At 64.2% G+C, this 12,587-nt stretch carries 12 protein-coding genes; 11 read left to right on the top strand and 1 reads right to left on the bottom strand.

The window, feature by feature from the left end:
• Window positions 1–24: 24 nt before the first annotated feature.
• The 7 genes from ilvD (at window position 25) to serA (ending at window position 7,757) form a co-directional block, all read left to right on the top strand.
• A complete protein-coding gene (ilvD, locus tag ATJ78_RS12670) occupies window positions 25–1,719 on the top strand; it encodes a dihydroxy-acid dehydratase (protein WP_098408566.1) in 1,695 nt (564 codons plus the stop codon).
• A gap of 38 nt (window positions 1,720–1,757) precedes the next feature.
• Window positions 1,758–3,569 carry an acetolactate synthase large subunit gene (locus ATJ78_RS12665; protein WP_098408564.1) on the top strand — a complete coding sequence of 604 codons (1,812 nt, stop codon included), beginning with the start codon at window positions 1,758–1,760 and terminating at the stop codon, window positions 3,567–3,569.
• Between the two features lie 2 nt (window positions 3,570–3,571).
• The gene (gene ilvN, locus ATJ78_RS12660; RefSeq protein ID WP_211288465.1) at window positions 3,572–4,081 is read left to right on the top strand and encodes an acetolactate synthase small subunit; all 510 of its coding nucleotides are present in this window, start codon (window positions 3,572–3,574) and stop codon (window positions 4,079–4,081) included.
• Window positions 4,082–4,106: 25 nt separating this feature from the next.
• Entirely contained in the window at window positions 4,107–5,177 is a 1,071-nt protein-coding gene (ilvC, locus tag ATJ78_RS12655) for a ketol-acid reductoisomerase (protein ID WP_098409372.1), read from the top strand.
• A 118-nt stretch (window positions 5,178–5,295) separates the two neighbouring features.
• Window positions 5,296–5,736 carry a hypothetical protein gene (locus tag ATJ78_RS12650; RefSeq protein WP_098408560.1) on the top strand — a complete coding sequence of 147 codons (441 nt, stop codon included), beginning with the start codon at window positions 5,296–5,298 and terminating at the stop codon, window positions 5,734–5,736.
• Window positions 5,736–6,071 carry a hypothetical protein gene (locus tag ATJ78_RS12645; protein WP_098408559.1) on the top strand — a complete coding sequence of 112 codons (336 nt, stop codon included), beginning with the start codon at window positions 5,736–5,738 and terminating at the stop codon, window positions 6,069–6,071. Before ATJ78_RS12650 ends, ATJ78_RS12645 begins: the two co-directional genes overlap by 1 nt.
• Before the next feature lie 96 nt (window positions 6,072–6,167).
• The gene (gene serA / locus ATJ78_RS12640) at window positions 6,168–7,757 is read left to right on the top strand and encodes a phosphoglycerate dehydrogenase (RefSeq protein WP_098408557.1); all 1,590 of its coding nucleotides are present in this window, start codon (window positions 6,168–6,170) and stop codon (window positions 7,755–7,757) included.
• Between the two features lie 52 nt (window positions 7,758–7,809).
• On the opposite strand, the gene ATJ78_RS12635 is transcribed toward serA, so the two are convergent.
• Entirely contained in the window at window positions 7,810–8,064 is a 255-nt protein-coding gene (locus tag ATJ78_RS12635) for a DUF6458 family protein (protein WP_098408555.1), read from the bottom strand.
• A gap of 345 nt (window positions 8,065–8,409) precedes the next feature.
• Between ATJ78_RS12635 and ATJ78_RS12630 the strand changes: the two genes are divergently transcribed.
• The 4 genes from ATJ78_RS12630 (at window position 8,410) to ATJ78_RS12615 (ending at window position 12,561) form a co-directional block, all read left to right on the top strand.
• Complete coding sequence (locus ATJ78_RS12630) at window positions 8,410–9,513, top strand: branched-chain amino acid aminotransferase (protein ID WP_434061513.1); 1,104 nt, start codon at window positions 8,410–8,412, stop codon at window positions 9,511–9,513.
• Window positions 9,514–9,585: 72 nt separating this feature from the next.
• The gene (locus ATJ78_RS12625; protein WP_098408550.1) at window positions 9,586–10,662 is read left to right on the top strand and encodes a 3-isopropylmalate dehydrogenase; all 1,077 of its coding nucleotides are present in this window, start codon (window positions 9,586–9,588) and stop codon (window positions 10,660–10,662) included.
• Between the two features lie 11 nt (window positions 10,663–10,673).
• A complete protein-coding gene (locus tag ATJ78_RS12620) occupies window positions 10,674–11,783 on the top strand; it encodes a branched-chain amino acid aminotransferase (protein WP_098408548.1) in 1,110 nt (369 codons plus the stop codon).
• A 19-nt stretch (window positions 11,784–11,802) separates the two neighbouring features.
• On the top strand, window positions 11,803–12,561 hold the full coding sequence (locus ATJ78_RS12615) for a fumarylacetoacetate hydrolase family protein (RefSeq protein WP_098408545.1): 759 nt from the start codon (window positions 11,803–11,805) through the stop codon (window positions 12,559–12,561).
• The last annotated feature ends 26 nt before the right edge of the window (window positions 12,562–12,587 follow it).

Raw genomic sequence — 12,587 nt, 5'->3', positions numbered from 1 at the left:
TGACGCACGTCATAGACTCAAGTCATGTCAGAGATCGACCTGAAACCACGCAGCCGTGTCGTGACCGACGGCATCGAAGCCACAACGAGCAGGGGAATGCTTCGCGCTGTCGGAATGGGCGACGAGGACTGGGACAAGCCCCAGATCGGCATTGCGTCATCCTGGAACGAGATCACGCCGTGCAACCTCTCTCTCGACCGGCTCGCTCAGGGCGCGAAAGAGGGCGTTCACTCGGGCGGCGGGTACCCTCTTCAGTTCGGAACCGTCTCGGTTTCCGACGGCATCTCGATGGGTCACGAGGGCATGCACTTCTCTCTCGTCTCGCGAGAGGTCATTGCCGACTCGGTCGAGACCGTCGTCATGGCCGAGCGTCTCGATGGGACAGTGCTGCTCGCGGGCTGCGACAAATCGCTTCCAGGGATGCTAATGGCCGCCGCACGCCTCGACCTGGCCTCGGTCTTTCTCTACGCCGGCTCCATCGCTCCGGGGTGGGTCAAGCTTTCTGACGGTACAGAGAAAGACGTCACGATCATCGACTCCTTTGAAGGCGTCGGCGCCTGCAAGGCCGGCACCCTCAGCGAAGAGGATCTCAAGCGAATCGAATGCGCCATCGCCCCGGGAGAAGGCGCGTGCGGCGGAATGTACACGGCGAACACCATGGCCTCCGTCGCCGAGGCGCTCGGCATGAGCCTTCCGGGATCGGCGGCCCCGCCGTCAGCGGATCGCCGACGTGACTATTTCGCGCATCGCTCGGGCGAGGCCGTCGTCGGGATGCTGCGCAAGGGCATCACGGCACGCGACATTCTGACGAAGGAGGCGTTCGAGAACGCCATCGCGGTCGCCATGGCGTTCGGAGGCTCGACGAACGTCATTCTTCACCTCCTCGCGATCGCCAACGAGGCCGAAGTCGACCTCACGATCGACGATTTCAACCGCATCGGCGACCGCGTTCCGCACATCGGTGACCTCAAACCGTTCGGAAAGTACGTCATGAACGACGTTGACAGGCACGGGGGAGTTCCCGTCGTCATGAAGGCGCTTCTCGACGCCGGCCTGCTTCACGGGGACTGCCTCACGGTCACGGGAAAGACTGTGGCCGAGAATCTCGCAGAGCTCGACCCGGAGCCGCTCGACGGAGAAGTGCTCCACACGCTCGACAACCCGATCCATCCCACGGGCGGGCTCACCGTTCTCAAGGGCACGATGGCTCCGGGCGGCGCTGTCGTGAAGACGGCCGGATTCGACTTCGAGGTCTTCGAAGGTCCCGCGCGCGTGTTCGAACGTGAGCGTGCCGCCATGGACGCCCTGACGGAGGGAGCGATCTCTGCGGGAGACGTCATCGTCATTCGCTACGAAGGCCCGAAGGGCGGCCCGGGAATGCGAGAAATGCTCGCCATCACGGGCGCGATCAAGGGCGCGGGGCTCGGAAAAGATGTACTACTATTGACGGACGGTCGATTCTCAGGCGGCACAACCGGCTTGTGCATCGGCCATATAGCTCCCGAAGCGGTGGACGCCGGTCCCATCGCATTCGTGCGCGATGGTGATCTGATACGGGTCGATATCGCAGCTCGCTCACTTGATCTACTGGTCGACGACGCAGAGCTTGCGGCCCGCCGTGAAGGCTGGGCACCGCTTCCTCCCCGCTACACCCGCGGCGTTCTCGCAAAATACTCCAAGCTCGTGCGCTCCGCCTCTGAGGGCGCCGTCACTGGGTAGATACTTCTTCCGCCGAACCATCAAGGACACTCATCGTTATGCCACGTGACCCGCAACCGACATCCCCGACACCCACCCCATCGCCATCGCTCGGCACCCAGCCCGAACAGCTCACGGGAGCAGAAGCCGTCGTCCGAACGCTCGAGCTCCTCGGCGTCGATGACATCTTCGGGCTTCCCGGGGGAGCGATCCTCCCGGTCTACGACCCGCTCATGGATTCAAAGAAGCTCAGGCACATTCTGGTGCGCCACGAGCAGGGGGCCGGTCACGCGGCGCAGGGCTATGCGTCTGCGAGCGGACGCGTCGGTGTCTGCGTCGCGACGTCGGGCCCCGGCGCGACGAACCTCGTGACGGCGATCGCCGATGCCCACATGGACTCGGTGCCGCTGCTCGCGATCACGGGTCAGGTGTTCTCGACGCTCATGGGAACTGACGCGTTTCAAGAGGCGGACATCGTGGGCATCACGATGCCGATCACCAAGCACTCGTTCCTGGTGCGTCGCGCCGCCGACGTGCCGTCGGCGATCGCCTCGGCGTATCACATCGCGTCGACCGGAAGGCCCGGTCCCGTGCTCGTCGACATCACGAAGGATGCTCAGCAGGAGCTGGCGCCGTTCACGTGGCCGCCCAAGATCGATCTTCCGGGATACCGTCCCGTGACGAAGGCCCACGGCAAGCAGATCCACGCGGCAGCGCAGATGCTCGTCGAAGCGAAGAAACCCGTCTTCTACGTTGGCGGGGGCGTCGTGCGTGCTGGCGCGTCGGAAGAGCTGCGCACTCTTGTCGAGGCGACGGGCGCTCCCGTCGTGACGACGCTCATGGCGCGAGGCGCGTTCCCCGACTCTCACAAGCAGAACCTCGGAATGCCGGGCATGCACGGGACGGTTCCCGCTGTGCTTGCGCTGCAGGATTCCGACCTCATCGTCTCACTTGGCGCGCGGTTCGACGACCGAGTGACAGGCAAGGTCGGCGAATTCGCCCCGCACGCCAAAGTTGTGCACGTCGACGTCGATCCCGCGGAGATTTCGAAGATCCGCATGGCCGACGTCCCAATCGTCGGCGATGCCAAAGACGTCATCGTCGATCTGACGTCCGCGTTCCGTCAGGCGAGCCACGCTGACGGCGCTGACTACGCCGAGTGGTGGCGTTATCTCGACGGGCTGCGCGAGCAGTTTCCGCTGGGGTACACGCCGACGACGGATGGGCTGCTGTCGCCACAGCACGTCATCCAGCGCATCGGCGAGCTGACGGGGCCGGAGGGGATCTACGCGGCGGGCGTCGGCCAGCACCAGATGTGGGCCGCGCAGTTCATCGGCTACGAACGACCGAACGCCTGGCTCAACTCGGGCGGCGCTGGAACCATGGGCTACTCCGTTCCCGCGGCGATGGGAGCGAAAGTCGCCGAACCTGATCGCCCGGTGTGGTCCATTGACGGTGACGGATGCTTCCAGATGACGAATCAGGAGCTCGCGACCTGCACGATCAACAAGATCCCCATCAAAGTGGCGATCATCAACAATTCATCGCTCGGCATGGTCAAGCAGTGGCAGACGCTGTTCTACGACGGCCGCTACTCGAACACCGAGCTCGACACGGGTCACGACTCGCAGCACGTTCCCGATTTCGTGAAGCTGGCCGACGCGTACGGATGTCTCGGCATCAGAGTGACGAAGGAAGAAGAGGTCGACGACGCGATCAAGCTCGCGCTCGAGACCAACGACAGGCCGGTTGTCATCGACTTCGTCGTGAGCAAAGACGCCATGGTGTGGCCAATGGTGCCGCAGGGCGTCAGCAACAGCTACGTGCAGTACGCGCGTGACCACAGCCCGGCATTCGACGAGGAGGCGTGACGATGACCACACATGTTCTGAGTCTTCTGGTCGAAGACAAGCCAGGCCTGCTCACCCGCGTCGCAGGGCTCTTCGCTCGTCGCGGCTTCAACATCGAGTCGCTTGCCGTCGGAGCGAGCGAGGTCAGCGGGCTCTCCCGCATCACGGTCGTTGTTGACGTCGAGGCCCAGCCGCTTGAGCAGGTGACCAAGCAGCTGAACAAGCTTGTCAACGTGATCAAGATCGTCGAGCTCGACCCCGCGCAGTCGGTGCAGCGCGAGCACATGCTCATTAAGGTGAAGGTCGACAACGTCACGCGCTCACAAGTGCTCGAAGCCGTCAACCTGTTCCGCGCGCGCGTCGTCGACGTCGCCACTGACGCACTCGTCATCGAGGTGACGGGAGACTCGGGAAAGACAAACGCTCTGCTGCGTGTTCTCGAGCCGTTCGGCATCAAGGAGCTTGCGCAGTCCGGTCTTCTCGCGATCGGCCGCGGTCCGAAGTCGATTACGGAACGCGTTTTCAAGAACTGAATCGGGCGGGACGCTGCGTCGCAGCATCCGTCTTCATAAATCTCGAACAAGAAGGAGAACTCACACTGTGACTGAGATTGTCTATGACCAGGACGCCGATCTGTCGATCATCCAGGGGAAGAAGGTGGCTGTCGTCGGGTACGGCTCGCAGGGTCACGCCCACGCCCTCAACCTGCGCGACTCCGGCGTCGAGGTCGTCATCGGCCTGAAAGAGGGCTCGAAGTCGATCGCCAAGGCCGAGGAGCAGGGCTTCACGGTGAAGACGGTTGCCGATGCATCCGCGTGGGCCGACGTCATCGTGATTCTCGCGCCCGACCAGTACCAGCGCACGATCTACGCCGACTCCATCAAGGATCAGCTGAGCGAGGGCAAGGCTCTCGTCTTCGGGCACGGCTTCAACATTCGTTTCGGCTACATCGAGGCCCCCGACGGCGTTGACGTCATCATGGTCGCGCCGAAGGGCCCGGGTCACACGGTCCGCCGTGAATTCGAGGCCGGCCGCGGCGTTCCCGTGATCGTCGCCGTCGAGAAGGATGCGACAGGTTCGGCGTGGGACCTCGCATGGTCGTACGCCAAGGGCATCGGCGGCCTCCGCGCCGGCGGAATCAAGACGACCTTTACCGAAGAGACCGAGACCGACCTCTTCGGTGAGCAGGCCGTTCTGTGCGGTGGCACATCACAGCTCGTGCAGTATGGGTTCGAGACGCTCATCGAGGCGGGCTACCAGCCCCAGATCGCATACTTCGAGGTGCTTCACGAGCTCAAGCTGATCGTGGACCTCATGTGGGAGGGCGGCATCGCCAAGCAGCGGTGGAGCATCTCCGACACCGCCGAGTACGGCGACTACGTCTCGGGTCCGCGCGTGATCGACCCAAGCGTCAAGGAGAACATGAAGGCCGTTCTCTCCGACATTCAGGACGGCTCATTCGCCAAGCGCTTCATCGACGACCAGGACAACGGTCAGAAGGAATTCCTTGAGCTGCGCAAGAAGGGCGAGAACCACCCCATCGAGGCGACGGGTCGCGAGCTGCGCAAGCTCTTCGCGTGGAACGCCTCGAACGACGACGACTACACCGACGGCTCCGTCGCTCGCTAGTTTCTGCGATCAGCAGCGGGCCTCGTGCATCCTGCACGGGGCCCGCTTCCGTTCGTCGTGACATTCAGCGGGAGCGCTCATCCTCGGCCCGCCGGCTGCGCGCGGGTAGGCTGGCACCATGAGCCCCGAGCGTGACGACGATCCTCTCAGCTGGGCCGGCGATGACGACCCGACGTTGCAAACGAGCCGGTCCGACGCGGCGGGCGAGACCAGGTCGCCCAAGCAGGCGCGAAGCCCTCGCCGCTCCGACGATGCAGCGCCTGCTCAGCCCCGGCAATCGGGTTCGGTCATGCTCGTGGTCATGGGCGTGCTCGGTGGCATCTACCTGCTGTACACGATCGGGTGGGCGCTGAACATCGGCCGGGACACGTACAGCGTGGTGTCTCCGATCGATCAGATCATGTACACGGTCGGGCTCTGGCTCGCCGCGGCCGCACCGCCCCTGTGGTTCGCGGCATCCCTCTGGTTCACACGCGGTCACGTGAAGAGTCGCACTGTGTGGCTGGTGATCGGAGCGGTCGTGCTGATCCCGTGGCCATTCGTGATCGGAGGAATGTGATGCCAACGGCAGACTCCGCACGCGAGCGATACCGCCAGTGGCCCGCTCTCGCCCTCGGCATCGTATTCGGGCTCTTCTACGCCTACGATCTCTGGGAGGCCGTGGGTAACGTTCTCACGCTCGCGGGCGTGGCCTCACAGCTCGGCATCGCGCTGAGCGGCGCGGCGTGGCTCGTGCTGATCGTCAGCATGATTCTTCCCATCGCGATCTTCATCGTCGCGATTCTGCTGGGCCGCTCACGGGGATACCTCGTGCAGGCGGTGTTCTATGTATGCGGACTCGCGGTCTCAGCGGCGACCTACCTGAGCCTCGTCTCGGCGATCAGCTTCGCATGACGTCACAAGAATTTTGCGTCCACTAAACTGTGACGCATCTTCGTCTCACCGCTGCGGCGTCGAACCTTCATCCGCCGAACCCGTAAGGATATGCCTGTGTCAAAACCGGTCGTGCTGATCGCCGAAGAACTCTCACCCGCAACCGTCGACGCCCTCGGGCCCGACTTCGAGATCAGAAAGGTCGATGGCACCGACCGCGAGTCGCTCTTCTCGGCGCTGAACGACGCGAATGCCGTGCTGATCCGCTCGGCGACGAAAATGGATGCCGAGGCGATCTCTCATGCTCCCGCTCTCAAGGTGATCGCCCGAGCGGGTGTCGGGCTCGACAACGTCGACATCAAGGCCGCGACCGAAGCCGGGACCATGGTGGTGAATGCGCCGACGTCGAACATCATCTCGGCGGCGGAGCTCACGGTCGGCCACATCCTCAGTCTGGCGCGTCACATTCCCGCCGCGAATCAGTCTCTGTCGAGCGGGGCATGGAAGCGGTCGTCATACACGGGCGTTGAGCTCTACGAGAAGACCGTCGGCATCATCGGCCTCGGACGTATCGGCGCGCTGATCACCGCGCGACTTCAGGCGTTCGGCGTCTCGGTCGTCGCCTACGACCCGTACGTCACGAGTGCGCGAGCCCAGCAGCTCGGTGTGCAACTCGTCACCCTCGATGAACTGCTCGAGCGCTCTGATTTCGTGACGATCCACATGCCGAAGACCCCGGAGACCACGGGGATGATCAGCGCAGACGAATTCGCGAAGATGAAGTCGAGCGCGTTCATCATCAACGTCGCACGCGGAGGGCTCATCGATGAAGACGCGCTGTACGACGCCCTCGCGAACAACACGATCGCCGGCGCAGCGGTTGATGTCTTCGTCTCTGAGCCGCCGACGGATTCCCGGCTGCTGACTCTCGACAACATCGTCGTCACGCCACACCTCGGCGCATCGACGGGCGAGGCGCAGGAGAAGGCGGGAGTGTCCGTCGCGAAGTCCGTGCGACTCGCGCTCAGCGGCGAGCTCGTTCCCGACGCCGTCAACGTCGCGGGAGGCGTCATCGACCCGTATGTGCGCCCCGGCATTCCGCTCGTCGAGAAGCTCGGTCAGGTCTTCTCGGGGCTCACGCACTCGCCGCTCACGAGCGTGGACATCGAGGTGCACGGCGAACTGAACGACTACGACGTCAGCGTCTACAAGCTCGCCGCGCTCAAAGGCATCTTCACAAACGTCGTCAGCGAGAGCGTGTCATACGTCAACGCGCCCCTCCTCGCCGAGCAGCGAGGCATCGAGGTACGCCAGATCACGGATGCTGTCAGCGAGGAGTACCGCAACATCATCACGCTCCGCGGCGCTTTGAGTGACGGGTCGCAAATCTCGGTATCGGGTACCCTCACCGGGACGAAGCAGATTGAGAAGATCGTCGGCATCAACGGCTACGACGTCGAGGTGCCCATCGAGAAGCACCACGTTGTGCTCCTGTACACGGACCGGCCCGGAATCGTGGCCGTCTACGGCCAGCAGTTCGGCGAGGCAGGCGTGAACATCGCGAACATGCAGATTGCGCGTCACGAGGCAGGCGGCGAGGCGCTCAGCGTCCTGACGATCGATTCACCCGCACCGGACGGCGTTCTCGACAAGATCGCCGAGGCAACTCAGGCGGCGCTCGTGCGCGAGATCGACATCACAGAGTAGCGGGCGAGAGGAAAGGGCGACGGACCGTAGCGGTCCGCCGCCCTTTCTCGATTCAGAGGGTTCCGTTGTCGCCCCGCTCGGTCGAGTCATAGCGTTCGCCTGTGCGCCTGTCCACGCCGTCGCGCCGCGTGACGACCGTCTTGCGCTTGCGGAACGCAAGCACGATACCGATGATCACGACCACGACGCCCGCGGCCATGAGGATGTAGCCGATCATGTCGAGATCGACGTACTGGACGTCCACATTGACGGCGAACGTCAAAATCGCCCCGAGGGCAATGAGAAAGATTCCCACTCCGATGCTCATGGTGTCTCCCTTTCGCTGGCGGTTTCCTTGTGCTCACCATACAACGGGAGGAATTTTTCAGACCCGGAACCTGCTAGATTCGTCACTGTCGCCACTGTCAACGCATGAGGCGGCCTCTCGACAGCCGTGCCGGCGTGACAATCGCCGCATCCGGCCCACGCACACCGGCGCTCCGCATCCTCGTCGAATCGGAGCGCGGCACGTCACGCAGTACGACACCGCGATCACGCGGGCGTCCCATCGTCACGAGCACGCCCTCGTGTCAGCTGATAACTGCGAACCATCAGTTCTGCATGCCAGAATCGCGCGTTTTGGCATTCTCGAGTATCAAGGACCCCGATGACCATCACCACCGACGACCGGAGTCTCGCCTTCGCCCGCCGTCTCGCAACCACACCGGCCCCTGAACAGCGCCGTGAGAACATCCTGGCCGATCCCGGATTCGGCAGTCATTTCACCGACCACATGGTTGCGATCGACTGGACGGAAGAGGCGGGGTGGCACGACGCGCGCCTGCAGCCCTACGGACCGATCGCCCTGCAGCCGGCATCGGCGGTGCTGCACTACGGTCAGGAGGTCTTTGAGGGGCTCAAGGCCTACCGCCATGACGACGGGTCGATCTGGACTTTCCGTCCCGAGAAGAACGCCGAGAGACTTCGCAGCTCGGCACGTCGCCTCGCGCTGCCCGAGCTGGGCACCGCAGACTTTCTTGCGTCACTGTCGGAGCTTGTCGTCGCAGACCGGCACTGGGTGCCCGCGGGAGCCGAGCGCAGCCTCTATCTGCGTCCGTTCATCATCGCCAACGAAACGTTCATCGGCGTGCGGCCGGCACACGCCGCGAGCTACTTCGTGATCGCCTCGCCTGCGGGCCCTTATTTCGAAAGCGGTGTCAGGCCGGTGTCGATCTGGATCTCGACTGAGCACGCGCGCACGGCGCGCGGTGGCACAGGTGACGCGAAATGCGGAGGAAACTACGCCGCATCCCTCCTGCCGCAGCAGGAGGCCATGCGCAACGGCTGCGCCCAGGTGCTCTTCGCCGACGCCGAAACTGGAACCCGCGTCGACGAGGCGGGGAGCATGAATCTCTTCGCCGTCACGAGAGACGGCGCGCTCATCACCCCGGCGGCGTCCGGCAGCATCCTCGAAGGAATCACTCGCGACAGCGTCATTCAACTCGCTCGCGACCAGCAGATCCGCGTCGACGAGCGCGACGTGTTCGTCGACGAGCTCTGCGATGGCCTCGCAACGGGCGAGATCACCGAGATCTTCGCAACCGGCACGGCCGCGGCCATCACTCCCATCGGGCAGCTGAAAAGTCCGGCAGGTTCGTGGGGGAGCGTGGATGCCGCAACGGGGCCCGTCACCCGGGCGCTGCGTGACGAACTCACGGGCATTCAGCACGGCCGAGTCGAGGACCGTCACGGGTGGCTCTACCGGCTTGACGCCTGACCACCGAAGATCGGCCTCCGCAACCGGCGGTAGGCTTGACCGAGATACACAGCCACAGTTTCCAGGAGCCACATGTCACGCACGCTGTCACTCGCCGTCATTCCCGGAGATGGCATTGGCCCTGAGGTCATAGCCGAGGCAGAGAAGGTGCTCGAGCGCGCACTGTCGGCCAGCGGCGTCACTCTCGACACACAGCGCTTCTCGCTGGGAGCCGGGCGGTACCTCGAAACGGGGGACGTGCTCACCGATGACGACCTCGAGGCGATCGCATCGAAAGACGCCATTCTGCTTGGCGCGGTCGGCGGAGCACCGGGTGATCCGCGATTGAAAGACGCGAACATCGAGCGCGGTCTGCTGCTGAAGCTGCGCTTCAGCCTCGACCACTACGTCAACCTCCGGCCGACGCGCGTGTACCCTGGCGTTCCCAGTCCGCTGCGGGACGCGGGCGATGTCGACTTCGTCGTCGTGCGCGAAGGCACTGAGGGGCCGTACGTCGGAAACGGCGGGAGTATCAGGCCCGGGACCGAGCACGAGATCGCCAACGAGGTGTCGGTCAACACGGCATACGGCGTCGAGCGCGTCGTGCGTTTCGCGTTTGAGAAGGCGCAGGCACGACGACAGCGTGTGACCCTCGTTCACAAGACGAACGTTCTCGTGTTCGCCGGCTCACTCTGGAAGCGCACCGTCGATGCTGTGGCAGAGGAGTTTCCCGAGGTCGACGTCGACTATCTGCATGTTGACGCGGCGACGATCTTCATGGTCACGGATCCGGCGCGCTTCGACGTCATCGTCACCGATAATCTGTTCGGCGACATCCTCACCGATCTTGCCGGTGCGATCAGCGGCGGCATCGGACTGGCCGCGTCGGGGAACATCAATCCCACAGGCCGGTTCCCGAGCATGTTCGAACCCGTGCACGGCTCAGCACCCGACATCGCAGGCCAGCAGAAGGCAGACCCGACAGCCGCGATCCTCTCGGTCGCACTCATGCTCGACCATTTCGGGCTGGCGGCGCAGGCAACAGCGGTGACGGATGCTGTCGAGGCAGACATTGCGGAACGCACGGCGTCTCCGCGCACGACAACTGAGATCGGCGACGCGATCGTCGCTCGCCTCACCGACGAGGCTCTCGCACTCGAATCACGATAAGAGGAACACTGATGACCACAGTTTCTGACGCGCCCGCCCTCACGTTTGAGCGCACACTCAACCCGACGCCGGCCACGGCGGCCCAGCGCGACGAGGTGCTGGCGAACCCCGGCTTCGGCATCCATTTCTCTGATCACATGGTCGCGATCGACTGGACGATCGAGGCGGGGTGGCACGACGCGCGCCTGCAGCCGTATGGGCCTCTGCAGTTCGATCCCGGCTCAGCCGTGCTGCATTACGGCCAGGAGGTCTTCGAGGGACTCAAGGCGTATCGTCACGACGACGGCTCGATCTGGACGTTTCGCCCCGAGAAGAACGCGCAGCGCCTGCAGCGTTCAGCCAGGCGCCTCGCCCTCCCAGAACTGCCGGTCGACGACTTCCTCGCGTCGCTCAAGCAGATCGTCGCCGTCGATGCCGCATGGGTGCCCCCGGGCGAAGACGGCAGCTTGTACCTGCGCCCGTTCATGATCGCCAACGAGACGTTCCTCGGGGTTCGCGCCGCGCACACCGTCGCCTACTACGTGATCGCCTCACCGGCAGGACCATACTTCTCCGGCGGCGTCACCCCCGTGTCGATCTGGCTGTCGACCGAGTACTCGCGCGCCGGGCGCGGAGGGACGGGCGCAGCGAAATGCGGGGGAAACTACGCGGCCTCGCTGCTTCCGCAGGAGGAGGCGCTCCAGAACGGATGCTCGCAAGTGCTGTTCCTCGACGCCGAGACCGGGCAGCATGTCGATGAGCTCGGCGGAATGAACGTGTTCTTCGTCGTGGGTGGCGACACTCTCGTCACACCGGCGACGTCGGGCAGCATCCTCGAGGGAGTGACGCGCGACAGCGTCATCCAGCTCGCCAAGGACCGCGGCTTGACCGTGGAGGAGCGCGACATCACGCTCGATGAATGGCGCGACGGCGTCGATTCGGGACGCATCACCGAGGTGTTCGCGTGCGGCACCGCCGCTGTGATCACCCCCATCGCGCAAGTGAAGAGCCGCGACTTCGTCATCGGGGCGCCCGACGCTGTCGCTGGCGAGATCACGATGTCGCTCCGCAAGGAGCTCACCGACATTCAGCACGGCCGCGCCGAGGATCGCCACGGCTGGCTCTACCGACTCGACGCTTGACACCAAGGGGGATACGCCCGTGAAGATTGCCCGGTTCAGCCATGATGGCGCCATCAACTATGGAATCGTCGACGACGACGCTCTCGTCGTGCTCGACGGCGACCCGATGTACACGGGGTTCAACCCGACGGGGGAACGTGTGCCGCGGGAGAACGCGACACTGCTCGCCCCGGTGATCCCCCGATCGAAAGTCGTCGCCGTCGGCAAGAACTACCACGATCATGCGCACGAGATGGGAGGGGAAGCTCCCGAAGAGCCGCTGCTCTTTCTCAAGCCGAACACCGCTGTGATCGGTCCGAACGACAGAATCGTGCTGCCCGAGCTTTCCGACCAGGTCGAGCACGAGGGTGAGCTCGCCGTCGTCATCGGAGCGATCGCGCGCAACGTCGCCGCCGAGGACGCCGCCAAGGTCGTCTTCGGCTACACCGCTGCCAACGATGTCACGGCGCGCGACCTGCAGCAGAAGGACGCACAGTGGACGCGCGGAAAGGGCTTCGATACGTTCTGCCCTCTCGGGCCGATCGTCGAGACCGAGTTCTCGCCGACGAGCGGCACGATCGAGACAAGGGTCAATGGTGATGTGAGGCAGCACGCGCCTCTAAGCAACATGATCCACTCGGTCGGCGCCATCATCGCGTATGCGTCTGCCGTCTTCACGCTCCTTCCCGGTGACGTCATCTTGACGGGAACCCCTGCGGGCGTCGGACCGCTCGCCTCTGGTGATGTCGTCGAGGTGGAGATCGAGGGACTCGGGATTCTCAGCAACCCTGTAGTCTGAGCAGCCCGGCACCGTGGCCGAGTGGA

It is taken from the genome of Paramicrobacterium agarici (assembly GCF_002563955.1).
Taxonomy (GTDB): domain Bacteria; phylum Actinomycetota; class Actinomycetes; order Actinomycetales; family Microbacteriaceae; genus Paramicrobacterium; species Paramicrobacterium agarici.
Note: the sequence above shows the minus strand (reverse complement) of the source record. Positions and strands in the feature narration are given on the sequence as shown.